The sequence below is a fragment of the Gimesia aquarii genome, assembly GCF_007748175.1.
Lineage (GTDB): Bacteria > Planctomycetota > Planctomycetia > Planctomycetales > Planctomycetaceae > Gimesia > Gimesia aquarii_A.
The window spans coordinates 2,093,461-2,115,051 of sequence record NZ_CP037422.1 but is presented as its reverse complement, the minus strand read 5'-3'; the positions used below and the strand labels follow the sequence as shown (position 1 = coordinate 2,115,051).

The window sequence follows — 21,591 nt, the reverse complement described above, 5'->3', positions numbered from 1 at the left end:
TGTGATAAATGCCTGGTACTAAATTCTCTCAATCAAGGATTGAACGACCCCTCAAACCGATTCTACTGAATCTGGAAACGGATTGGACCCATGCTGTCAAAACGAACAAATCGGACGTTTGCATTCCCAAGCTTATTAATGCTGCTTTTGATATTATTGCTGAATTCTTCGGCAGTGCTTCAAGCCCAAACAAAACCGGTCAAAACGGGATTTGTTAATGCGACTTATCAAGACGAAGCGGGCGAGCACCGTTATGTTGTGTTTGTTCCTAAGGCTTACTCACCTGAGAAAAAATATCCGGTGATTTTGTTTCTACATGGCGCGGGTGAACGTGGAAACGATGGTCTCAAGCAAACGCAGGTCGGGCTCGGTCCGATTGTGAAACAGCAAGCGGATGATTTTCCGTTCATCGTTGTGTTTCCTCAAGCGGAGAATATGAAGGAACGCTTGTTGGGTGGTTGGTTGGCAGAGACCAGTGATGGCAAACGGGCACTCAAAATTTTAGACACAGTGCTGAAGGACTACTCTATTGATGGCCGTCAACAAATTCTGACAGGCTGGTCGATGGGGGGCTATGGTGCCTTTAGTATGGCGGCAGCGTTTCCCAAACGCTGGTCAGCCGTGGTACCCATGTCAGGTGGTGGAAAAACCGAATGGGCTTCAAAACTGAAAGAGGTTCCGATCTGGGCCTTTCACGGTGCCGACGATCGGGTTGTACTTCCCGTCGAATCAGAACGGATGATTAAAGCCATCAAGCAGGCGGGTGGCACACCACGTTTTACCGAACCGAAGGTGGGACATGATGTTTGGAAAGTGGCTTATACAAAGCCGCTCTTCGACTGGATGCAAAACCCCTCTCTCGTTCCCGATTCCAATGCGCCGTTGCTGGTTAAGCCAGATCGGAAACAACCTGCGGATGTCGACCCGAAGAGTCCCTTCACACCAGCATTAATTATCGACGATGCTGTTTCCGTACGCCTGGGAAATCAGTTTCTGAAGTCGTTAGCGGACGCCGTACCCAGTATGGTTCCCAAAGATATGCTGGTCGGTCGCATCAATGACATTTACGATTCGACTGTCGCCCAGGGGCGCAGCTTCTCTGTCCAGTTTTCAGGAATCTCGTATCAAGGTGAATTAGCCAGGGCGGCAATCGAAGCCTATGCGGCAGGCACCCTCAACATTCAACTGGGTATCCAGAAAGTGAACCTTTCGATCAATGCGACTTACGTTTCCGGTAACCGTCACTCTGCCGTCGCCGGCCCAATTTCCGTAAGTATCGGCTATCAGCGACCCGTCTGGTTGAGCTTTGATGTGAGACCCTATATTCAGAACAACCAGATTCGGCTTCGACTATTGCGCACCCGCTTTAATATTCCACAGGATAACTGGAATGTTTCCGGACCCTATGGTGTTTCTACACGGGGCATCGGTATGACATCAGACAGAGTTTCTAGTGGTTTAGTCAGTGGGATTTATGGCAGCAAAGGACGGATTGAACAAGAAGTCAAAGCGATTGTGCCAGGGTTGGTCGATGAGCTGGAAAAACAGTTGAACTTCGACGAAGCGAGTGATATCGTCGATGCCATTTGGCCGTTACCCGTCTATCATCCTCGGATGAGACTCTCACCCAGTGAAGTCGTCACCGATAAAAAAGGGATTTCATTGAGCTTTGGTCTGACAGTTGCAGCCCTGGACTCCAATAAACCTCAGGGGAAAGTCAAACGACTTACATCGTTAGGCAGGCCCGTGAGCGATATTCCCAAAGTATCCGATTTACAAATCGGCGTGGCCCCCAGCATGCTCAAGCCGTTAACAGACATGCTGGTCGAGGCAGATATTGCTCGGATTCCGGTCTTGGACATCCCCGGTCATTCGTTTGATCCCCTGGCAGATCCGAAAACGCTGCAACAAGTATTTCCCGACTTAAAACGCTATGGTGACAATGTACAAATCTGGTCGGAGTTGATCTTAACGAAACCGATTCAGGTAGAAGATGGAGGGAAAGCCAAAAAAGATGGGCGCAATCAGTTCCGGTTTGTCGTGCCACAAGCGGCAATTTCCCTGGCGATCAAGAAATCAGCGTCAGATAAAGAGTGGATTCCTTTTGCCGAATATTCCCTGGCGGTGAGTCAGGATGTCGAACCGGATATTCAGGAACCCACTTATTCCAAGCGGACACTACGTCTGGATTGGGAAGGAGACTCTCAAATCGGCGGGAATGCGCGCTTTGCTCCGAAGTACCAACCACAGGATGCAAAAATCAACCAGAAAAAAATGCAAGAACTCGTACAAGCCGCCTGGGATGGCTGGACCAAACAAGGCCCCGCCTCTACCACCGTCATTCCGGATATTGAATTAGGCTTTGGCAGATATCGAGTGAATCAGGTCAACTGGGCTGCCCCACAATTATTGGCGACATTCTCTGTACCGGAACTCAAGATTACCAATCTGACTAAAAAGGATATCGAATACGAACTGAAGAGTCCTTACAGTGATTGGGGGGGACCTTATAAATTGAAACCAGGGGAGTCCCATGCGTTCGATACAGCCACGCCACTCACCTACCGGCGTTCGGTCAACAATCGCAGGGAAGTTTACACGTTATCCGCCGGTTCACATTACGAATTTCAATCAGAGGGTGATACCCAGAAAGTGGTCCTCTACGAAGCAGCCGATAACTGATCAGTTTTCGGTGGTGGGACTTTCGGAAGAATGAACGTGACTTTCGTGGAGCGCGAAGGAACTCTTTTCTGTCAGAGTGGTGGGTGAAATTCCCATGAAGAGAATCAGTGCCATCGCAGGACTGAACGCAAGACAGGCGAGCCCGAGTTTTTCGTTGAGAGCACTCTTTCTGTCGTCATCCTGAGCAGGTATCTCCTGATGTTCCTGCTTTACAAGTTGCCAGAAAGCACGTATCAAAGTGAGATTGAACAACAGCGTGCCCAACAGATAGCAGAAGCCGAGAATGAGACTTTGATTAACAAGACTCCAGGTTAGAGCGATCAGTACAGTGAAGCCTCCCAGACCAGGTGCACCGATGAGTGTCATGACTGAGAGTACTGCAACCAAAAGCAGCAGTTTGTTGGTTCGACTGCGTTCCTGATTTGAAATCAGCGGAGTGACCAGTAAGAGGAGACAACAGGCGAGCCCTTGAATCACGTTTAACAAGATAAAGTTCGAGACGGTTGCTGATTCTGACGCAAATAAAACTGTCAATGTCAAAGCAGTCTGTCCGATTAAAAACCAGACAACGATTTGCAGCAGGTCGCGGCGGACAAACGCAATGAACGCCGCTAGAAGAAAACCACAAGCGCCCCAGAACGCCAGAACAGAAGAGAGCTGGGAACTAACTGTCGAATTCAAGGGAATCATAAAGCGGATCATGCCGTAAATGCAGATTTTTGTCATCAGTGCCAACAGCACCAGATACCAGCCGACCGGAAGTGGTTTAGAGAGGGGCTGCGCTGAGACAACATGCAACCACTGTGTCACCCCGTAATGTACGGGAAAGAACATGCCTTTGATCGTAAAGCCCGTCAGCAGGAGTAAGAAAATCCAGGGCGAAATCGTATTCCAATAAGCCTCGGCCAGTGGGTAGAGTGACAACTCGCTGGCAGTGCCCTGCAAAAGCTGAGTCATTTGAAATGTCACCGGCTGTGGTGCTTCCAACAGGACTCCCTGCATCCACTGATAACCAACGGCCGTCAATAACAGCCCGCCGAGAATGAGCCCATCACCAAGAAATTGCAGGTACATTGTGCTTTCAAATTCATCACGGAAACGAGAACCGCTCCAGAGACGGATCAGGCAGAGCAAACAAAACGTGGTGAGCAGTAAAAATGAAAGAAAACTGATGAGATCATATGAGACCAAGATGCCTGTGAGCACTGACTGTAAAAGCAGCAGGAGAAAATAATGCAATCGTGAAGCATCAATTATCTGGTGCGAAAAGAGAACGAGAATCGGCCACAGGCAGGTTGGCAGCAATAAAAACCAGACGCTCGTAGAATCGAGAGACCATTTGAAGGTACGTGGAGAGACTGCATCAGATTGAGCAGAGGTCACTTCAGGAAGTTTCAAAGTGACAGAGATCTGGCGCATCGGTTGTGAGTCAGTTTGCTCTTGCGTGTCTTTTCTGAAGGGAGCAAATATCACCGTTCCCAGGATCAGAACGGTAACAATCGTATTAGAAAATGATGTCCAGCGATTGAATTCAAGTCCTAATTTTGAAATGCCCCACCCAAAACAGGCGCCGGCAACTGGCATCGCGACCAGTAAAACGGGGGCCAGCGAAATGATGGGATTCAGGAATGAGTTCATGTATGGCTCGAAGCGAATTTTATTTCGTAAGCAGTAAGAATTTTGAAACGAACGACGGTGCTTGGATCTACAATATCAGGATCACGATCATCAAAATGGAAAGGGTAAACAGCAAAACCAGAGTCTGGAATGCAAATTGGCCATTCTGCATCTGATGTAAAATGTGTCCCCAATAACGAGGAGTCTTTTCGAGAGAAGCCCGAATGAATCGATTGAGAATCCAGCCATCAAGGAGAGAAGCCATTTTTGCGATGACATGCAGGGGATTGCTCAATGTCTGGTTCAGAATTCGAAGAGAATAGAAATGGGACTGCCCCAGTTTAATGAACGCGGACTTTGGTTTTTCCGTTGATGTGCTGACATCTGTTTTTGGCGCGCACATCCAGGCCAGAACCGTTGACAAGATGATTGACATACAGAACACGCTACACAAAAACCAGTCGCGTTCAAACGGATTTTCCATTGCCTGTCTTGTCAACCCAGGCCAGATTTGATGGAAGAATGGGACTGACAATAAGAGGAACATACCGGTCAGGCTGATCAGTAGCGAGATTCCCCAGAGTGGGAGCAGGGACATCTTCCATGAAGAAGTAGAAGACATCCATTTGAAATTGAGTGAAAAATAAAACCGGGCGAATCCGAATGTAATTCCAGCGATATTCAGGATCATCAACCAGACCATCAATTCGGCACGCGTGTCACTTGCCATGCTTCTAGCTAAAATGAATGGATCGAGGAGAGAACCAAGTCCAATGAGCTCAGCCACCATGAGCAGTAAATAACAAATTTTAAACGTAGTCAAAGAATGTGCAGAAAGGGCATTGGCTCGCAACAGACAGATCATAGGAATCAAGACTGAGAAAACACAGCTGTGAAGTAAGATCATTGTCAGGGTCAGAGGGACTGCATCGGGGGTATTCATTCCCAAAATCACGACCGCCATTCCCCCCAGCGTAGCAGAAATCCAACACAGGAAACGATCGCCGTGTTGACGGGGAGAGAGACTCACTGCGGACAACATCGTCAGAAGTGCGGAAGCACTTCCCAGCTGAATCAACAGCCGTTGATTAGCTTCGTCTGCTTGCAATATTGGTGAGCAGCGAAGTAGTAAAAACAGGCCCGCTGGTAGCGCTAACAGATTTAACACAGCTAGAGACGAAGAACTCCAGGGACGTTCATTACTGAGGACAAGTGTGGAAGCGGGAAACAATCCCAGTCGAGGCAGTGCGGCAAAGAAGAGCACGACTCCGATTCCCGGCAGTGCGGCAGAGTTTTTGATGTGGACGGCCTGGATGGCACTCGGGTGCAGACATTGTAGATAATTTACGGTTTTAAAGTTGTCTGCAATCAAAAACACAGCCAGAAGCAACATGCCGTCCGAAAACGCATTCCAGCCCCACCATTGTCGACGTGGTTGTCCTGAGAGAGTGTCAGAGTTGAGAGTGACTTCATGCAGCAGGTTCATGCTCATTGATAAACAGAACCAGAAAAACAGTAATTGGAGGAAATTCGTCGAGAGTACGATGCCACTGGTGGCGAAGAAACACATTAAATACAGGAGCGCAGTAAAACGACTGCTGGACCGGGAAGTTGAAGCGAAAGGAACAGACCATGTACTATTCAATACTAGATAAAAGAGTGAAACTAACGAGATCAGCATGAAAAAGGAAACGCTGAGAGGATCAAACAGGACACCAATCTGCAGAGCCACTTCCGGCTGATCTGAAAATGTGAGCCAATGCAAGAGAGTCTGGGAATATGATTGACTGTGAATTGTGGATCGGAAAAATAGCGTTGATGTCAACGCCACTATGGTTGTGAGTGAGACGCCAATCAGGGCGGGCCAGCGCGGATTACCTTTTAGCACGCGAAGACCAATCAGCGCTGAGACAATCACCATCACAAAGGGGATAATCAAACTCAATTGAAGTAACAACGTGATGGTTTTAGCCACGATCGCGCGTTCCTTCCTGACTCTGGAAAACACTCTGTGATTCGTCGGTTCCTCTTACCAGGTTGTCCTGTTCCTCGGATTCGCGTAGTCGAAATATGAGTGCGGCGAGTGCGCTGAGCAACGTCAAAATGAGAAACAGGATGATGAGAAAATAAAGGTTGCCTTCTCGTGAGTTTTGGTACTGACCATAGCTCATAAAAATCAGGCCCGCTCCCTGCAACCAGATTAAGAGTGAGAACACGGTTGCAAGTGCATTTCGCTGAAGCAGCATTCCCAGAAAGCCGAGTACAATCAGCGTGATGGCGATGAAAAGGTGATTATGCAGCATGGGTAACGCATGCAGTAAGACCATCTTAGTGAGCCTCTCTGTTGTGATTCTGCTCTGAGCGGTAGATTTCCGTTTGAATCGCCAGCAGATGGGAGACTCCCACAAAGGAAGCTGCGATAAAAATCAGTATCAGGATGAAGGTCGGCCAGTGTTCTGTTAAGAATCGTTGAATTAAAACAGTTGAAAGAACAGTTGTTGTTTCCGCTGCCTCGATGGAATGTGTTGATGTGGGGCCCCATTCTCGATGAACAACCCATAGACAACTGCAAAGTAACAATCCACAGACCAGACAGGACAGAAACGGTTCGCGGAACGGGGCCTGGTGCTCTGTACTCTCAGAATCTATATCTTGATGTGTCACACCGTGCCACAAAAACAGGATCACACTTCCACCTAGAATCAACCAGCACAATAACACGACAGGTAAGACAGCGGTTTGGAGAAATAAGAGTCCACTTGTCATAAAGGAAATCGTCGCCGCTGTCGTCGACCATTTCAAATCAGATGAGAGCACAGCAGCAGCAGCCGAGCCCAGTACGATCATTCCCGTTAAAAACTGGCTGATCAAAATAACAATTTCGCTGGGGCGAGTACTTTGTTCCTCTGAGAGAGGTTGTCCGAACCAAAAAAATAAAATCGCCAATGCAAGCATAGATAGTGCAGGCCATCCCCAACGGAGTTTCGGAGAAGCGCCTGTCTGCGCATTCAAGTATCCATAAATGCCCGTAATCATCAGCAGCACGAGTACGGCCAGCGTCAAAAACGGCAAATTGTCTGCTGAGCCTGGCAGATAAAATAAAAGTTCGTCCATTTCATATCGATTCCTGAAGGGAGTTCTATGAATGCTTCCTGAGTGATGTCGCTGGTGGAATGTGAAATTTGGGAGCGATCAATCCGCCCCAGATCGCCAGCAAACTAAAATTGAGTAACACATGCATCCAGGGATCTGACATCCCTAAAACGTGAAAGGCCAGAAACGAGGCCGTTAATGCGATCAATGCCAGCCACAGTGTCGATTTCCAGAACGATAGTGCAATTAGTCCCCCTCGCATTTTAAAATAAACTTCGAGACGTTTAACCAGTAGCAACAAAACAAGGAACAGCACAGGCAAAATAAAGAACTGTATCATTTCACCGGGGGTATTTTGTATTTCCGCGGGTGAAAAACAGGTGCGACTGCCAACAACGGTCATCGTAATAACTAACAGGCTGATCAGCATTCGCAATTCACGAATCCAGTAGTATACCTGTTTTTTATTACTGGTAAGTGTCGTGTTGACCATAAAATAAGGGCCGAGCAATGCCAGAATCAGTGCCAGGCTTCCCAGTGGTTGCAGCAACACCAGCCACACTGTAGAAACCCCAGCCGATGTGCTGTGATTGTCGCCAAGTCGAAGATAATACGCGAGTGACGTCCACGCAAAGAGCAGGGGCAACCAGAAGAAACTGTTGAGACAGAGCACTGCATATCGGTTTTGATAACCTCGTTCACCGTTTGCCAGGCTGATCTCACCTGCCGCGTGCAGAATCAGCAAAAGTCCCAGCAAAACGATCGATGATCCGTCACCGTTGATCAGTTGGGGCATCGGGATGATGGAGTATGATCGCGTTGTCAGACTTTCGATAAAATGGGGAAGTATGATCATCGCAACCAGGCAACAGAGTAATGAAAGAAAGAGCAAACATCGTTCGGAAAAATTTTCGATTTGGTTCTGCGCACGCGATACATCGTGCAACGCATTAAGAAAGTGGTTGCCGTTTCCATGCTGTGAAGACGGGTGCTGAAGCCCTGTAAGAATCAGTGAGAGCGGTAAGAGAACCAGAAACACCAAAATCGAAACCATTATGCGTTCTCGCTTTTGTCTGTCGTCTCTGGAACGGGTATTGGTTCTAACTCTCCAAACTCAGAGAAATCAGAAAGAAGAAACTCAGGGAGATCAGGTAATAATGCCAGAACAGGAGGCCAAAAAGACAACATCTTTGACCAGAGGCTGATCATCCAGATCAAAATCAGCGCGCCTCCCAATGTCAATATCACGGGATGAGAGAGCGGCAAGTCACGCACACTGATCCCCAGTACTAGCAGTAATGTCAGAATCACTATGAGCACGCTGCTGAAATTCCAGTATAGCCGTTCTTTGGCGACCAGGGGAATGGTGTCGATCTCTTTTGGTTCGGGTAATTTTGGCTCAGAGGGTATAGTATCACGGAAGCAAACTTTGATCATAAACCATAGAACGAGTGTGCAGAAAAAAGCGATCAGAAAATAAATGAGAAAGGCAAACCATTCCATGGCGGGCTTTCAGGGAAGGGAGTCTGTATAATTAATCCAAATAGACAAACGAAAAACGTTTCGTCAGATTTTAAGTGAATCGTCTGCGATTGCGAAGTGTGTTTACACCCGCAAATCTTTCAAATGAGAAAATGTAATGTCGGTTGATCCTTTACATGATGTAGTTCCCAGTGAAGAATTATTAAATCTGGGTCCGAAAAGTGCTCGCTGGCTGGAACAGGTCGGAATTCGCACCCTGGGTGATCTCAAACAGACAGGTGCCGTGGCCGCATATCTGATGGCAAAACGCAAAGCGCCTCAATGCAGCCTGAATTTATTGTACGCCCTTGAGGGGGCGCTGACTGGTTTGCCTTGGAACAAGCTGTCTGAAAAGACGAAACAACGGCTGCGGACTGCTGTCCAGAATGAATAAAGATGAGGAAGATGAATCAGGAATCCCGAACTCTGATTTTTGTCTATGGAACGTTAAAGCGTGGTTTTTGCCGTTCTCAATTTTTGGAAAATCAAATATTTCTCACAAAGGCGACTACAGCCCCTCACTACACCATGTATGATTGCGGTGAATATCCAGGTCTCGTTGTCGATGTGCCAGAAGGCATTGGCATCCAGGGAGAATTATGGAGTGTCGATGAATCGGGAGTACAACTGCTCGATGAAGTCGAAGGCGTTGCCGAAAACTGGTTTTCTCGAGACACAATCGAATTAATCAGTCCATCCGACGACCAAATCGTTCAGGCATACTATTTTCAGGGAGATGTGACTCATCTCAAAAAAAATGGGAGTAACTGGACCAAGCAGAGCTGAATCTCAAAATTAGGGACTTGTTATTCTTTGTGCGAATTCCAAAAATAAACTATTGATCCTGTCACTGTCGTTTCTCAGACAAACATTGAATTGGGGAGTATTCCATGTCTACACAAACTGCCAATCGAAGAACACTCTCTTATGGTTCTCTACAGGAGATTGCCGATGACGCCAACCGGCTGACAGCCGCAGGCGCATCCACAACAGGAGGTTGGACAAAAGGCCAAATTTTCGACCATCTGGCTCGGACCATGGATTTGTCGTTGGATGGATTCCCGTTTAAAGCACCCTGGCTCTTTCGCATGGTGGGAACATATTATTATAAATCCCATATTTTTAAGAACGGCATGTCTCCCGGTTTTAAACTAAAGGGACCGTTTAAACGTGCTTTAGAGCCGGAACCAATTGATGATCAGGTAGGGCTGGAGCATTTACAAAAATCGGTCCAACGTATGCAAACTGAAGAGCAGCGTTATGCCAGCCCCATTTTTGGCGAGCTGACCCGCGATGAGTGGGATCTCCTGCATCGACGACATGCAGAATTACACATGAGCTTCATCGCCGAACCGTAAACTCCATTGAGTATAAGAATTTTTCGTTAGAATGTAGTGTATTTTAAAAGGGACCTTCATTTACTGCTTAACGCATTGTCCCAGTACCCAGAGGCATTCACCTGGACTCGGTTGACCATCAACTCCATATTCTTCCGAAAACTCATGCTCCGCTGCTTTTGCAGCTAAAGCCTTGAGAATCCATTTGAAAGCCATTGTGAATAATCCTCTCTTCACACAGTCCGGATAAGTGATTCCAGGAACTTAGACAATTTTAGCGGCACCAAATTCCGGGCTCTCGACGTCGGAAATCGCGAATACTCCAACTTCTTTATCTTCTTTACCTACATCAATGAGCCATTGCGGATCTGTCTGATTATTCAATTCCATATCGATGCCTTTTCCTGATTTGATCTAGTTGCCTGAGTAATAAAAAGGAAATCTAATTTTAAAGACTAGATATTTTTGTTATATTTAGAATTGTATGTGTGGTATCTGATATTCTCGAGGCAATTCATGAATTTCGAAATCAGAAACAATCTCATTAGACACCGACGTTTTCTACTTTCGCCGTCTATTCTATTCTTGATACTGGTCTTCTTCTGGGTACTAACCTACTTCTGGGGGACCAAAGAGGTCCATCAGGATTATGTAAAACTCAGTCGAATAGGCCTTCCTCCACAATACAGACTTTTAGAAGACCGAAGGCCCGATGATGTTCATACGCCACTCTTCCCCTCTTTAGAAGGTTGGGCTGATTCCCAACGCGGCCTCTATCTGGCGGTGTTGGAGGAAATGGATCAGCAGTTCGCACGCCTGTTTCAACGCATTCAAAACGACGCCATCTTGCGCGAGAACACGCTCATTCTAATCTGTTCAGACAATGGACCGGAAGAAAACGCGGGGTCCGCCGGTCCTTTTACCGGGCTGAAAGCGACTCTGTTTGAAGGTGGCATCCGTTCGCCCCTCATTGTCTGGGGACCGGGTTGGATTCCAAAAGAACAACAGGGCACGCTCAATAAATCATCTGTCTTTGCCGCCATCGATCTGGTTCCCTCCTTGCTGCATTTAGCCGGAGTCTCAGTACTCGAAGAGGTGATCTTCGATGGCGAGAATCTCGCCGAAACGCTCATCGGAAAATCAACTGACTCTCGCTCAGCGCCACTTTTTTTCCGTCGTCCTCCCGATCGCAAAGATTTTCGCAGCTTTAAAAATCTGCCCGACCTCGCGGTTCGTGAGGGCAAATGGAAGTTGCTCTGTGACTATGGAGGCAAACGACCTCGGCTATACAATCTGGAACGCGATCCTGCCGAATCGACGAATCTTGCTGATCAGCATCCCCAACTGACCAGCCGACTCATCGCAGCAGTACTCAAGTGGAATCAATCAATGCCTGTTGACGCCGGTGATCCAAGTTTTGGCATGAAAACAAAAGCCAAACATAAGTCGGATTAATAGTTTGAATGACAATATTCAGGCCTGGTACTTTGACATTGGGTTGAATCACTGATCGATTTCAAATCAGCTTGCCGTATGCCTTTTGCAGAATTTGAGAGCGAGATTATTTCACAGGCAGATCACTCAAGTTAGATTGCATATTGATTTCTAACCGCACAAGTGCTAATACAGTTACAAGCCCGCTGGCAGAGAAACCTCCTTATTGGATTGGATTTTCAATGGAAGCATTGACACCCAAAGATCAGTTTCTACAAAGCCTTGACCGCTGTATGGAACAGGAAGGCTTTATTCCAGCCTTCTATGATCGCTTTTTGTCAACGTCCGCTGAGATTCGTGATAAATTCCACAACACCGATTTCGAACAGCAGAACAAGATGTTGCTTCGCTCACTCAGATTAGCCGCTGGTGCCACAGCCGGCGATCCCGAGTCACTGCGAGAACTACGCGAGCGCGCCAGGACCCATGATCGAAACCATCTGAATATAGAGGCTCGACTTTATGATATCTGGTTGGAGGCGGTGATCGAAACGGTGCAAGAGTTTGACGAAGAGTGGAACGAAGCTGTTGAAAATACCTGGCGCACCATTCTCGGCTATGTAATTAGCTATATGGTCAAGCGGTATTAATAAATCGATATTGTGAGTAGGGTTCGCGGATAATGCTCAATTTCGAAGACTATTCTACATCCTGTTCAGATTCCCATACCAATTCCATTATCTTCGAGTCCCATTATTTCTCTCCAGCGTGCTTCAATCATCGCAGTATAAATGTGCATGTCAATGCCATAATTCCCAAGTGAATAACCATCATTTACTTCTACCAGCAGGGTTTCTCCCGCAGATGTGATTCCCCAGTCCATACTACAGGCAACAGGTCGATTTTCGAATGCTTCCAGAGCCGCCTGCATTTGAACCGGATTGGGGAAAGCCAGTGGATCGCCGAGATAATTTGCGACACGCCTGATGTTTCCACGGAAAATATATGCACGCCATTCAGAGACGAATTCCACAACCTCTTGCACCAGGACTTCAGTTGCGCCATCAACGGCAGCAGAGGGAATCAAGTCGCGGAATTCTCTGAATACGGTTCCTGTGAATCGTTTGTGTTCGTACAAAGGCTTTACATGGACTGGTTGCGTATACTCTTCTTTTTCGAACGGCTGTCGTACTTCTTCCAGGGTAGAAGTCCAGTACTCACGGCCAATCCATGGCTTCAGACAGTTTGGTAGTTCCAGCAACTCAGGCAGAGAGCGGTTTGCCCGTTTGATCGCTTCACGTACCATTCCCACACCACCAGCTACAATCGTTTCATCTGGATACGACAAGAGACCGCGATCCAGGTTTCCTTTACAGAACTCAGGGTAATCAAATCGCAACACCTCATAACCCCTTTCCCAGAATGTATACGCAATCCGTTCCAGATTAAGGTAATTCGGATCCCCTTTAAGAAACTGTTGTACATAAGCACGCATGATGCATTCCCAGACTAAAAAATTTGTAACCAAAGGGTGGAACCGAATCAAATTAATGCTGAGTCCCGTGAGTTGGATTTCTCAATTAAATGATCGGACTCAGGATATTAAATAGCGGACACAACACGTGTTGAAAAAGTTCTCTGGAAATCGTAACAGATCCGTCTGTTGATGCGACTGGTAGTAGCGATATTGATCGACTGTCATTGCGAAAGAGGCTCGCATTGTGCTCGAATTCATCAATTTCAAGCAGTCTTTGTCATTCGATGTCTTCCACCTTTCCCATGGCAGCGCCAATGCCTCCCGCTAGTGCTCCGGCTGTGATGCCCAGGACAATCGGAGTGCCAAAGAGGTAAAAGGCCACAGGATGGTTTGTCGTCATCATACTTTTTGTTTGACCAGAACCGGGTTCTTGTCGTTGCTCAACGGAGACAGATGACGCCCAGCCTGCTGGAGCAAAAGGACTATAGGTAAGCGAGAACCAGAACAACACTAATGATCCCCCCAGCATCAGACCCAGGAATCCGCCGAAGAGGCTGAAGACTCCGATCGAGGAAAGAATACCACTCGGCTTGGTACGTCGTTTTTTCTTCTGTTTCTTAGGGGCAGGCGTCTCTGGCTCATCTTCATGATCTACCGATACCTGGAAAGATCGTTTTTTTATTTTTTGATTTTGTGTCACAGTTCCGAAGAGAGCGAGCCCCGCACCGACAAACCAGCCACAATGCATCCACCAGAGAACTGATTCTGTACCACCAGAGGCTTGTAGACGATCAGAGACCCATTCCTGTGCAAGCACAAAAAAAGCAATCAACCCGAACAGGTTGGCAAAAACCAGACCACCGACGGCCATCGCCAACAAAAGTCCATAACCCTTTACAATCAACTTTCCAAGCATAAAGAGCATAGGCTTTCCTCTTCATAATTCTGGATTGCTATTGTTTTGGTACTTAAAGCCCCACATAGGCGTTACCGATTTCCACAACTTCACCATCCTGTAAACGTAGTCCAATACCATTGATGTCCCACTCTCCAAAAGCTTCAATGCCGATTGTGGCTTTGCCGTCTGTGGTGGAGTTGATTCGAATTGATGCAAATTCCACTATCTGATCGAGTTCAGTTCCGTTTAAGATCGGAGGTAGGACGTCATCGATATTCTTAGGTCCTCCATAAAGCGCTGACGCGTCCTCTTGCGCTTCTTTGTAGTCGGGGTATAAGACCTGATAATAATTATAAATGGCTTTGCGAACCGTGGCATGAATCTCACGTTCATTTTCAATGAAAAAGTCGAGTGCCTGCTGTTGTTCCGGAGTGATGCCGTTTAGCTTGGATTTGCTGATTTCGATTGCCACAGCGCGAGGTGGTTTCGGTTTTTTGTTGCCAAGTACATCGTAAAAGTAACTCAGTTTGACAACTTTGATTTTTGAATGATCAATGTTATCAGAACTCGCCTCCCAGTCTGCAATCTCATCAGGATCGGTTAGATCTAACATCGAGAAATCATTCGCGGGATCGTCCGGCTGTGGATCATCGTTTCCACAACCCACGACCGTCAGCAAAAACATGGTAATAAAAAGGCCATAGTAATTCATAACTAATGAAACCATAATTTGCTGGAAAAAGATACCCTGAGAAACCAGATCCTATCACTGCAACGCATTAAACTAATCTCGTTCGTGCCTTTAGCGCTTTTCGTGGTAGAAAAAAATCAAATCGGCCACACTTCACCAATACACTCTTTCTGAATCGCCGACAGTTGCTGAATTCCAGACGTAGCCAGTTCGAGTTGCGCGTCGAGTAATCCGCGGTCAAAAATTTGTCCTTCCGCAGTTCCCTGAACCTCAACAAAATCCCCGCTGCCAGTCATTACCACATTCATATCGACTCCCGCGGTGCTGTCTTCGATGTAATCCAGGTCGAGCACGGGTTGATTATTCACCACACCCACGCTCACCGCGGCGACGCTGTTTGAGAATACTTTTTTCGGATCAAAGATCTCCCCTTCGGCCAGTTCGCACGTATCGGGAATTGAAAGTACCGTATCCAATAGCGCCAGAAAGCCGCCGGTAATACTCAGCGTACGCGTACCGCCATCGGCCTGCAGGACATCACAGTCAACGGTAATCGTCCGTGGTCCTAACGCATCAAAGTCGACAACCGCCCGCAGGCTGCGACCAATGAGCCGTTGAATTTCGCTTGAACGTCCGTCGGCACGACGTTTTTTACGAGGGGATGTACTACCGGGGAGCATGTTGTACTCTGCTGTGACCCAGCCACCGGGATTTTCTTCATGCTTTTTCCAGGGGGGAACACTATCGTCCAGACTGGCTGTGCAAAGCACGACGGTATCACCGGCCGAAATCAGGATACTGCCTGGGGTGGCTTTGGTGTATCCACGTTCGACTTTGATGGGGCGAAGTTGATCAGGCTGGCGAGAGTCATGGCGCATGATATTGTCCTAAATTCTGAAGAGTCAAATAGTTATCCACGTTGAATTGTTTTTTCGCTAAAGTTACCACGCTTTGACCGCGCATTTCAATGCAAGAAGGAACGCTTTCTATTAAGATGAGGATCATTCTTTTTTCCTCTCGTTTCAGGATGCGTTTCTTTTGTTGATCTCAGAAATTTTTCACTCACCCCAGGGTGAAGGTAAGTGGATCGGAGTCCCCTCGATTTTTATTCGCACCAGTGGCTGCAATTTGCGGTGCTGGTTCTGTGATACTCCTTATACGTCGTGGGAGCCCGAGGGAGAGAAAATGTCGGTCGACGCCATCATGGAACACATCGCGCAATACGATTGTGAGCATGCGGTGGTGACTGGTGGAGAACCAATGGTAACCCACGAAGTTGAAACGTTGACACAACGTCTGCATACGGCAGGCAAGGTGATCACCATCGAGACGGCAGGGACCATCTTGCAGGATGTGCGGGCAGACCTGATGTCGATCAGTCCTAAACTGTCAAACTCCACACCCGTCAAAGACCCTGCTTGGGCACATCGTCATGATGCAAGACGCGATCAGCCGCATGTGATCCATGAGCTCATTAAGCAGTATCCCTATCAGATCAAATTTGTTGTCGATCAACGGGAAGACCTGCACGAAATCGAAGCGTATCTGGAACGCTATCCCGACATTGACCGGGCACACGTTTACTTGATGCCGCAAGGGACAACAGCAGAGATGCTCAACGAACGGATGGACTGGTTGCAGGAAGCGGCAAAGCAAGCCGGTTGTCAGGTCTCGCGGCGGATGCACATCGAACTCTGGGGTAATGTGCGCGGCAAATAACTCAGCCGTTAAAAATCGCTGTGCGTGCCTGTTGGACGCGTTCGACAGCCGCTTCAGGAGTTTCTGCCAGCGCCGTCAAGTGCCCCATTTTGCGACCAATTCTTGATTCACGTTTGCCGTAGAGATGCAGTTTGACATCGTTGAACTGTTTCAGCGCGTTCCAGTTCGGCTGCCCCGCTTCCAAATGATCGCCCAGCAGATTCGCCATCGCCGTCGGTCCGAGAGAGTCTGTGCTGCCTAAAGGCAGTCCACAAATCGCTCGTACCTGTTGTTCGAATTGACACGTTACGTGACCATTGATGGTCAGGTGCCCGGAGTTATGCGGCCGCGGTGCGATTTCGTTGATCATCAGTCGCTGATCAACGGTCAGAAAGAATTCGACGCACATCACCCCGACTACGTCCAGGTGCTCAAACACCGCCCGTGTGATTTCGATCGCCTCTTTTGCAATGGCATCTCCAACACCAGAGGGAAAAACGGAAATATCGAGGATGTGATTCACATGGTCGTTTTTCATCGGACCATAGACGGCAAAGTCTCCATCGATCCCCCGCACACCCACGACCGAGAGTTCACATGTGTAATCGATGAAGGCTTCGAGTACCGTTTCCTCCGCCCCCACTTCATTCCAGGCCGCTTCTGCAACTTCGGGAGTATCAATTTTGACCTGTCCTTTGCCATCATAGCCGGACGTGGCCGACTTCAGTACAGCCGGACTACCCAACTCGTTCAACGCGCCGTTTAATTCCTCAACCGAACGCACGACAGCAAACGGCGTGACTGGAATACCGGCATCACGCAGTTGCGATTTTTCACGAATCCGATTTTGTGCCATATGCAACACATTTGCGCCGGGTCGCACGGGCGCGTATTTCGAGGCGGTCTCTGTCGTTTCCGAGAGCACATTCTCAAACTCGAACGAAATCACATCGACATTCTTGGCAAAATTGGCGACCGCTTCCAGATCGTCATACGCCGCGCAGATTTCGACATCAGCCACTTGACCCGTGGGAGTCTGACGTTCGGGGGAAAATACATGCACGCCATATCCCAGGCGGCGGGCTTCGATGGCAAACATGCGACCGAGTTGGCCGCTTCCCAGCATGCCCAGCGTTGAACCGGGAGGAATCAAATCACTCATAGTTCAGAATTTTCCAGTACGCTATCGGTTTGATTTTTACAGAACTCGTGCATCTGTTGGCGTAGTTCCGGGCGGGAGTTGCTCAGAATACGTATCGCCAACAGCGCCGCATTCTTTGCCCCCGACTCTCCGATGGCCAACGTTCCGACAGGCACGCCACCCGGCATTTGTACAATTGAGAGCAGCGAATCAAGCCCTTTTAAAGCCCGACTTTTGACGGGCACGCCGAGAACCGGCAACACCGTTTGCGCGGCAACCATTCCCGGCAGATGGGCGGCGCCACCCGCCCCTGCGATGATGACTTCCAGCCCCCGTTCTTCCGCAGTCTTGGCGTATTCGTTCATCCAATCGGGAGTCCGGTGTGCCGAGACCACGCGGCATTCATGAGCTACATTGAACTGTTCCAGCAGGGCAGCCGCCTCTTTCATCGTATCCCAGTCGGATTGACTACCCATGATCACACCCACCAGGGGGGGACTCTTTTCTGACATAATGGAACTTTCATGTTTAGAGGCGAAGGGAATCGGCGAAAGTCGCTAATTTCTAAGCAAAATTATGATACTCCGGTCGGACTTGGCTGTGCATAATAATCAATTTCTTTACCTGATTGGAGTCTGCGATCCCCTTTTTTTGCAGGCTGCTCAGGACAAGTGCGGGTTCGTTTGACATTCTGTGCACTCTGGTCTAGTGTTAGAGACGATTTATTCATTCCCAGATGTGACAATTTGAAAGGATCTTCTCATGGCACGCCCTGTAACATTATTCACCGGACAATGGGCCGATCTCCCGCTGGAAGAGATGTGTAAAAAAGCACAAGACTTCGGGTATGACGGCTTGGAATTAGCCTGCTGGGGAGACCATTTTGAAGTCGACAAAGCGTTGTCCGACGATACCTATTGTAATCGCAAACGCGAATTGCTCGAAAAATACGATTTGCAACTCTTCTCCATTTCCAATCACTTGGTGGGACAGGCTGTACTCGACAACATCGACGAACGCCACAAAGCGATCCTGCCTGAATATGTCTGGGGCGACGGTGATCCCGCCGGTGTGAATGACCGGGCGATTGAGGAAATGAAGAACACGGCTCGCGCCGCGCAAAAACTGGGCGTGAGTGTCGTCAATGGTTTCACCGGATCCAGCATCTGGCATCTGCTCTATGATTTCCCTCCCACGCCGCGAGAAATGATCGACGGTGGATTTCAATTATTCGCGGATCGCTGGAATCCGATTCTGGACGTCTTCCAGGAATGCGGCGTCAAGTTTGCATTAGAAGTGCATCCCACGGAAATCGCCTTCGATATTTATTCCGCAGAAACGGCACTCAAAGCCATCGACAATCGCGAAGAATTCGGTTTCAACTTCGATCCCAGCCACCTGATCTGGCAGGGCGTGGATCCCGTCGAATTCATTCGCTACTTCCCCGATCGCATTTATCACGCACACATGAAAGATGCCTCAGTCACCTTAAACGGTCGCACCGGTATCCTGACGAGTCACCTGTCATTCGGCGATCAACGCCGTGGCTGGGATTTCCGTAGTGTCGGACGAGGTGGAGTTCGCTTCGAAGAAATCATCCGCGCGTTAAACGATATTAAATACAACGGCCCGCTCTCCATCGAATGGGAAGACATGGGCATGAACCGCGATCAAGGTGCCCGCGAAGCGTGCCAGTTCGTCAAAAATGTCGACTTTTCACCCTCCGACATCGCCTTCGACGGCGCCTTCGGAGATTGATTTTAATACAGAGCTTCGGTTAGATCGGCTCAATGCGGAAAGGGAGAACGAACGTCGTTCTCCCTTTTTGCATGCGCGGCATTGAATATTTTGCTCCCACATCCTGAGCGGTACAGTGCTAGCTGCCGTTAAATCATCAGAACAAAATTCACGACTATTAGGTCTGGCGTCCCCAAATCATCTTACTTCAATCCAGATTCAAGATATCGATTTCATACTTGAGTTCGGGCATACGTTTGAGCGTGGCGGTTGCAAGCCCCTGCTCGTCGGGGCCGGTGATCAGCTCATCGTAGTTCAACATCAGATCAAAGAGTTCGTGGTATTCGAAGCAGTTATTGACAATTTCAAACAGGTTTTCCTGATCGAGTGGGATTTCCAGTTCCCTAAGATCGGATTCAAACTGAATGCCATCTGCACTTACTTCCAGTTTTTCATCGCAATATCCGTCTTCATCATAGTGATAGAAACGGACCGTTTGATTCTTGCTGCTGACCTCAAAAGCGAAGCCACTCGTCTCTCCTGTTTCAATAATCTCTTGAGTTTGTTCGATAATGTCCTGACTGTCAGGATGAGAAACAAGATACGTTCTTTCAATTCCCCTGAGCATCAGAGTTAAGATAAATCGTTCGGGTAAGGGAATTGGTTCTCCCGCAATGTCCCCAAAAACTGCCCCTGATTCTTTTTCTTCCTGTATATCCGGATCACTCCAGATCGTCTCCAGTAAGTCCCCCAAAGCGAATTGGATGTGCTCATCAATGGCGGCATAAGCATATTCTCCCTCCAGCGATGTAATACCGTGCCAGAGTTGAGGTTGATGAGAGCTGAACGGTTTTTGCGAGCGATCCGCTTCCGTCTCAACATCCCTCTCCTTTTCGAAATTTGGATCGTCTCTTTTTTCAGGAAAGATGCAGGGAATACTCGGATCGGGTACAAAAACGGCAATCTGTCCGCGGGGAAATGCTCCTTCCCAACCGCAGGGGTAACCGCCTGCCTGATAGATTGGAAACAGACTTTCGTGCATTAATCCACTATCTTTGCAGAAGATCGCCCTGCTTTTGCAGATCATAAATAGTTCATCGGCGATGATCTCTGACTCTTCCTTAATCAGAATTCCGTTGAGTTGATCATTCAACAAGGAGAAGAATTGTTTCCAGAGTTGTCCAAACTGAGAAGACAGAGAGTCCTCTAATTTCTTGGTCTGTTGAAAAAGATGGTTGTTAAACATATCACCGTAGTTCATCATTTTGGCGACATCATCACGTAAAATGTCATCCCAGTCAGTACGCTTGATATATGGCTTATAATTATCGTTGCAATCATTTATTGACTTTCGATACAGGTCGATCTCTTCAAATGTATGAATCTGTTTGATCTTGTAACCAGAGTGTTCCGCGAGTTGCTGATCGAAGGGAATCGAGAGAAGCTTCCCGGACTGCACGAAAGCAATCACATCCTGCACTTCCTCGTTGTGAGGACCGAAATTAAGTTGATCAATAGGCGTAGTCATGAGGTCTCCAGTAGCTAATACTTTGATATGAGCTTCAGATTCTAACTCAAAGGTATTTTGTTTCAAAATCTTCGCCTACTGAATAAGCACTCACTTTCATGAGTACTTTTTTATCATATCCATCACGAATGCGACTTCCCATCTTCTCCCCAGTTCGCTTTGTTGAATTGCTCTGATTCACCTCTGGGGATGGTTAGAGTATGCCAGTCATCCCCCGCTTGGATGCGGGCGACCTGGACGATTTGACCTACGTGGTAACAGGTGTGTCCGAGTGAGCGCTCAATTGCCAGCGGTACGGTGTGTGCTTCTCCGCGGATGGAGACTGTTTTTTCAAGATCTTCTGCCGTCAAACTCTTGAGAGCTTCCAAGACACACGACCAGCCACGTTCCCAGTATTCCATGATTTCCGCGCGGCTCTTAAACGAGTCTACAAACTCATCGTCTCGATTCCGCCACGACTTCTCGCCGTCTGTTGTCAGGAAATCGGTCCAGCGCGAGATCAGATTTCCTGCAACGTGTTTCATAATCACGGCAATAGAATTCGTGTGCTCATCAAGGGCGGTGTGGAGTTTCTCATCGGGAACTTGTTCAACGGCTCGCTCCGTCATTCGTTTGTGGGTTTCGAATACGTTGATTATCGATGACATAAATTGGCCTGTGGTATCCATTTCAGTTCCTCATTTTAGTATGATATGTTTAGGGGGGTATTTTAGGGCTTCGGAATTGAATTTTCCAGG

The 21,591-nt window shown here is 48.0% G+C and carries 24 protein-coding genes; 8 read left to right on the top strand and 16 right to left on the bottom strand.

What is annotated here, in order from left to right; all coding sequences use genetic code 11:
• Nucleotides 1-90: 90 nt before the first annotated feature.
• Nucleotides 91-2,682: an alpha/beta hydrolase-fold protein gene (locus V202x_RS08455; RefSeq protein ID WP_145172987.1), complete on the top strand. Its 2,592-nt coding sequence runs from the start codon at nt 91-93 to the stop codon at nt 2,680-2,682.
• Here V202x_RS08455 and V202x_RS08450 read toward each other — a convergent pair whose 3' ends face one another.
• From V202x_RS08450 to V202x_RS08425, 6 genes are all read right to left on the bottom strand, one after another.
• Complete coding sequence (locus tag V202x_RS08450; RefSeq protein ID WP_145172978.1) at nt 2,683-4,320, bottom strand: proton-conducting transporter membrane subunit; 1,638 nt, start codon at nt 4,318-4,320, stop codon at nt 2,683-2,685.
• 67 nt (nt 4,321-4,387) lie between these two features.
• Nucleotides 4,388-6,274 carry a hypothetical protein gene (locus V202x_RS08445; RefSeq protein ID WP_145172975.1) on the bottom strand — a complete coding sequence of 629 codons (1,887 nt, stop codon included), beginning with the start codon at nt 6,272-6,274 and terminating at the stop codon, nt 4,388-4,390.
• Nucleotides 6,267-6,626 (bottom strand): NADH-quinone oxidoreductase subunit K, encoded by a 360-nt coding sequence (locus tag V202x_RS08440; RefSeq protein ID WP_145172973.1) that lies wholly within the window; start codon nt 6,624-6,626, stop codon nt 6,267-6,269. Before V202x_RS08440 ends, V202x_RS08445 begins: the two co-directional genes overlap by 8 nt.
• Nucleotide 6,627: 1 nt before the next feature.
• A complete protein-coding gene (locus V202x_RS08435) occupies nt 6,628-7,413 on the bottom strand; it encodes a hypothetical protein (RefSeq protein ID WP_145172971.1) in 786 nt (261 codons plus the stop codon).
• Nucleotides 7,414-7,438: 25 nt separating this feature from the next.
• Entirely contained in the window at nt 7,439-8,446 is a 1,008-nt protein-coding gene (locus tag V202x_RS08430; protein WP_145172970.1) for a hypothetical protein, read from the bottom strand.
• Nucleotides 8,446-8,895 carry a hypothetical protein gene (locus V202x_RS08425; protein WP_145172968.1) on the bottom strand — a complete coding sequence of 150 codons (450 nt, stop codon included), beginning with the start codon at nt 8,893-8,895 and terminating at the stop codon, nt 8,446-8,448. Before V202x_RS08425 ends, V202x_RS08430 begins: the two co-directional genes overlap by 1 nt.
• Before the next feature lie 136 nt (nt 8,896-9,031).
• Here V202x_RS08425 and V202x_RS08420 point away from each other — a divergent pair, with 136 nt between their 5' ends.
• From V202x_RS08420 to V202x_RS08410, 3 genes are all read left to right on the top strand, one after another.
• Nucleotides 9,032-9,307, top strand: a complete 276-nt coding sequence (locus V202x_RS08420; RefSeq protein WP_145172966.1) for a TfoX/Sxy family protein — start codon at nt 9,032-9,034, stop codon at nt 9,305-9,307.
• Nucleotides 9,308-9,318: 11 nt separating this feature from the next.
• Entirely contained in the window at nt 9,319-9,699 is a 381-nt protein-coding gene (locus V202x_RS08415; RefSeq protein WP_197993294.1) for a gamma-glutamylcyclotransferase, read from the top strand.
• Between the two features lie 104 nt (nt 9,700-9,803).
• Nucleotides 9,804-10,271 (top strand): DUF1569 domain-containing protein, encoded by a 468-nt coding sequence (locus V202x_RS08410; RefSeq protein WP_145172962.1) that lies wholly within the window; start codon nt 9,804-9,806, stop codon nt 10,269-10,271.
• Nucleotides 10,272-10,331: 60 nt separating this feature from the next.
• On the opposite strand, the gene V202x_RS27990 is transcribed toward V202x_RS08410, so the two are convergent.
• Together V202x_RS27990 and V202x_RS27985 are read right to left on the bottom strand one after the other, a co-directional pair.
• Complete coding sequence (locus V202x_RS27990) at nt 10,332-10,466, bottom strand: hypothetical protein (RefSeq protein ID WP_261343759.1); 135 nt, start codon at nt 10,464-10,466, stop codon at nt 10,332-10,334.
• A gap of 48 nt (nt 10,467-10,514) precedes the next feature.
• Nucleotides 10,515-10,640, bottom strand: coding sequence for a hypothetical protein (locus V202x_RS27985; protein WP_261343758.1), 126 nt, complete (start codon nt 10,638-10,640; stop codon nt 10,515-10,517).
• Between the two features lie 126 nt (nt 10,641-10,766).
• Here V202x_RS27985 and V202x_RS08405 point away from each other — a divergent pair, with 126 nt between their 5' ends.
• Nucleotides 10,767-11,705: a sulfatase gene (locus V202x_RS08405; RefSeq protein ID WP_145172960.1), complete on the top strand. Its 939-nt coding sequence runs from the start codon at nt 10,767-10,769 to the stop codon at nt 11,703-11,705.
• Nucleotides 11,706-11,926: 221 nt separating this feature from the next.
• Nucleotides 11,927-12,334 carry a globin gene (locus V202x_RS08400; RefSeq protein ID WP_145172959.1) on the top strand — a complete coding sequence of 136 codons (408 nt, stop codon included), beginning with the start codon at nt 11,927-11,929 and terminating at the stop codon, nt 12,332-12,334.
• Nucleotides 12,335-12,399: 65 nt separating this feature from the next.
• Here the strand turns inward: V202x_RS08400 and V202x_RS08395 are convergent, their stop codons facing one another.
• The 4 genes from V202x_RS08395 to rph all read right to left on the bottom strand — a co-directional run bounded on the left by V202x_RS08395 (nt 12,400) and on the right by rph (nt 15,628).
• On the bottom strand, nt 12,400-13,179 hold the full coding sequence (locus V202x_RS08395) for an ATP-grasp domain-containing protein (RefSeq protein ID WP_145172958.1): 780 nt from the start codon (nt 13,177-13,179) through the stop codon (nt 12,400-12,402).
• Between the two features lie 259 nt (nt 13,180-13,438).
• The gene (locus V202x_RS08390; RefSeq protein WP_145172956.1) at nt 13,439-14,086 is read right to left on the bottom strand and encodes a hypothetical protein; all 648 of its coding nucleotides are present in this window, start codon (nt 14,084-14,086) and stop codon (nt 13,439-13,441) included.
• Nucleotides 14,087-14,129: 43 nt separating this feature from the next.
• The gene (locus tag V202x_RS08385) at nt 14,130-14,771 is read right to left on the bottom strand and encodes a DUF6985 domain-containing protein (RefSeq protein WP_145172954.1); all 642 of its coding nucleotides are present in this window, start codon (nt 14,769-14,771) and stop codon (nt 14,130-14,132) included.
• Nucleotides 14,772-14,887: 116 nt separating this feature from the next.
• Entirely contained in the window at nt 14,888-15,628 is a 741-nt protein-coding gene (rph, locus tag V202x_RS08380; protein WP_145172952.1) for a ribonuclease PH, read from the bottom strand.
• A gap of 160 nt (nt 15,629-15,788) precedes the next feature.
• Here rph and V202x_RS08375 point away from each other — a divergent pair, with 160 nt between their 5' ends.
• Nucleotides 15,789-16,469, top strand: coding sequence for a 7-carboxy-7-deazaguanine synthase QueE (locus tag V202x_RS08375; RefSeq protein WP_145172950.1), 681 nt, complete (start codon nt 15,789-15,791; stop codon nt 16,467-16,469).
• A gap of 1 nt (nt 16,470) precedes the next feature.
• Here the strand turns inward: V202x_RS08375 and V202x_RS08370 are convergent, their stop codons facing one another.
• Entirely contained in the window at nt 16,471-17,610 is a 1,140-nt protein-coding gene (locus V202x_RS08370; RefSeq protein ID WP_145172948.1) for a 5-(carboxyamino)imidazole ribonucleotide synthase, read from the bottom strand.
• Complete coding sequence (purE, locus tag V202x_RS08365; RefSeq protein ID WP_145172946.1) at nt 17,607-18,101, bottom strand: 5-(carboxyamino)imidazole ribonucleotide mutase; 495 nt, start codon at nt 18,099-18,101, stop codon at nt 17,607-17,609. The genes V202x_RS08370 and purE overlap by 4 nt, the downstream gene beginning before the upstream one ends.
• Before the next feature lie 250 nt (nt 18,102-18,351).
• On the opposite strand from purE, the gene V202x_RS08360 reads away from it, so the two are divergent.
• Nucleotides 18,352-19,347, top strand: a complete 996-nt coding sequence (locus V202x_RS08360) for a sugar phosphate isomerase/epimerase family protein (RefSeq protein ID WP_145172944.1) — start codon at nt 18,352-18,354, stop codon at nt 19,345-19,347.
• A gap of 187 nt (nt 19,348-19,534) precedes the next feature.
• On the opposite strand, the gene V202x_RS08355 is transcribed toward V202x_RS08360, so the two are convergent.
• Both V202x_RS08355 and V202x_RS08350 read right to left on the bottom strand, forming a co-directional pair.
• On the bottom strand, nt 19,535-20,854 hold the full coding sequence (locus V202x_RS08355; RefSeq protein WP_145172942.1) for a hypothetical protein: 1,320 nt from the start codon (nt 20,852-20,854) through the stop codon (nt 19,535-19,537).
• 122 nt (nt 20,855-20,976) lie between these two features.
• Entirely contained in the window at nt 20,977-21,522 is a 546-nt protein-coding gene (locus V202x_RS08350) for a DUF1572 family protein (protein WP_145172940.1), read from the bottom strand.
• Nucleotides 21,523-21,591 lie beyond the last annotated feature (69 nt).

Coding starts and splice junctions, on each gene's coding strand:
- V202x_RS08455 (WP_145172987.1), top strand. CDS start 91: ATGCTGTCAAAACGAACAAATCGGACGTTTGCATTCCCAAGCTTATTA.
- V202x_RS08450 (WP_145172978.1), bottom strand. CDS start 4,320: ATGAACTCATTCCTGAATCCCATCATTTCGCTGGCCCCCGTTTTACTG.
- V202x_RS08440 (WP_145172973.1), bottom strand. CDS start 6,626: ATGGTCTTACTGCATGCGTTACCCATGCTGCATAATCACCTTTTCATC.
- V202x_RS08435 (WP_145172971.1), bottom strand. CDS start 7,413: ATGGACGAACTTTTATTTTATCTGCCAGGCTCAGCAGACAATTTGCCG.
- V202x_RS08430 (WP_145172970.1), bottom strand. CDS start 8,446: ATGGTTTCGATTTTGGTGTTTCTGGTTCTCTTACCGCTCTCACTGATT.
- V202x_RS08425 (WP_145172968.1), bottom strand. CDS start 8,895: ATGGAATGGTTTGCCTTTCTCATTTATTTTCTGATCGCTTTTTTCTGC.
- V202x_RS08420 (WP_145172966.1), top strand. CDS start 9,032: ATGTCGGTTGATCCTTTACATGATGTAGTTCCCAGTGAAGAATTATTA.
- V202x_RS08415 (WP_197993294.1), top strand. CDS start 9,319: ATGAATCAGGAATCCCGAACTCTGATTTTTGTCTATGGAACGTTAAAG.
- V202x_RS08410 (WP_145172962.1), top strand. CDS start 9,804: ATGTCTACACAAACTGCCAATCGAAGAACACTCTCTTATGGTTCTCTA.
- V202x_RS27990 (WP_261343759.1), bottom strand. CDS start 10,466: ATGGCTTTCAAATGGATTCTCAAGGCTTTAGCTGCAAAAGCAGCGGAG.
- V202x_RS27985 (WP_261343758.1), bottom strand. CDS start 10,640: ATGGAATTGAATAATCAGACAGATCCGCAATGGCTCATTGATGTAGGT.
- V202x_RS08405 (WP_145172960.1), top strand. CDS start 10,767: ATGAATTTCGAAATCAGAAACAATCTCATTAGACACCGACGTTTTCTA.
- V202x_RS08400 (WP_145172959.1), top strand. CDS start 11,927: ATGGAAGCATTGACACCCAAAGATCAGTTTCTACAAAGCCTTGACCGC.
- V202x_RS08395 (WP_145172958.1), bottom strand. CDS start 13,179: ATGCGTGCTTATGTACAACAGTTTCTTAAAGGGGATCCGAATTACCTT.
- V202x_RS08390 (WP_145172956.1), bottom strand. CDS start 14,086: ATGCTCTTTATGCTTGGAAAGTTGATTGTAAAGGGTTATGGACTTTTG.
- V202x_RS08385 (WP_145172954.1), bottom strand. CDS start 14,771: ATGAATTACTATGGCCTTTTTATTACCATGTTTTTGCTGACGGTCGTG.
- rph (WP_145172952.1), bottom strand. CDS start 15,628: ATGCGCCATGACTCTCGCCAGCCTGATCAACTTCGCCCCATCAAAGTC.
- V202x_RS08370 (WP_145172948.1), bottom strand. CDS start 17,610: ATGAGTGATTTGATTCCTCCCGGTTCAACGCTGGGCATGCTGGGAAGC.
- purE (WP_145172946.1), bottom strand. CDS start 18,101: ATGTCAGAAAAGAGTCCCCCCCTGGTGGGTGTGATCATGGGTAGTCAA.
- V202x_RS08360 (WP_145172944.1), top strand. CDS start 18,352: ATGGCACGCCCTGTAACATTATTCACCGGACAATGGGCCGATCTCCCG.
- V202x_RS08355 (WP_145172942.1), bottom strand. CDS start 20,854: ATGACTACGCCTATTGATCAACTTAATTTCGGTCCTCACAACGAGGAA.
- V202x_RS08350 (WP_145172940.1), bottom strand. CDS start 21,522: ATGGATACCACAGGCCAATTTATGTCATCGATAATCAACGTATTCGAA.